Below are 562 nucleotides of genomic sequence, written 5' to 3'. Positions count from 1 at the left end.
ACGTACCCAAATCAACAGCGCTTTTAGAATCACCTTTTAGCGGCTCATACAGGCCGGCCGCGGCTAACTCAACCAACCCCTATTCTGACAGTTGAGAGGGGCTACCGTGTAGTTCGCGACTGGATGAGCCTGAAAAGGTGTTTCAATATCTTACTTGGCCAATTCTGGAGCTGCCTAGGTTTTGTCTAAAGCGCTTGCCCCCGGAGCTAAGGTTTCCTGGGGGCTCTGGGCCTTAGCATCGCACAGCAGTTGCTGTTCCAGCAGTTGCCACAGCGAGTCGGGCACTGCTGCCTTGAGGGCTCTGCTGAGCTGCTGCTTCCGCCGCGCTGCCCGCAGACATTCTAGCCGGCGACACAGGTAGGCAGAACGGCCCATGCCCTTGTCCAGAAGCACCTGGTGAGTATCGTATTGCCTAACTAGCCGCCACAGTTGGGAGCGGGGAAACAACTGGCGACAGCCTACACAGCGCCGTAGAGGATCCCTGCTAACCAAAGGATCTTGTCTTGAAGGGCCTACCTACCCCAGCCTACTCCAACTGGGGCAGCCGTGACCGCAAAAACTC

The 562-nt window shown here is 56.9% G+C and carries 1 protein-coding gene; it reads right to left on the bottom strand.

What is annotated here, in order from left to right:
* Positions 1 to 174: 174 nt before the first annotated feature.
* Positions 175 to 492 (bottom strand): YlxR family protein, encoded by a 318-nt coding sequence (locus NW858_RS12050; protein WP_414365486.1) that lies wholly within the window; start codon positions 490 to 492, stop codon positions 175 to 177.
* Positions 493 to 562 lie beyond the last annotated feature (70 nt).

Source organism: Synechococcus sp. H55.10, assembly GCF_047502715.1.
In the GTDB taxonomy this organism is placed as follows: Bacteria; Cyanobacteriota; Cyanobacteriia; order Thermostichales; family Thermostichaceae; genus Thermostichus.
Note: the sequence above shows the minus strand (reverse complement) of the source record. Positions and strands in the feature narration are given on the sequence as shown.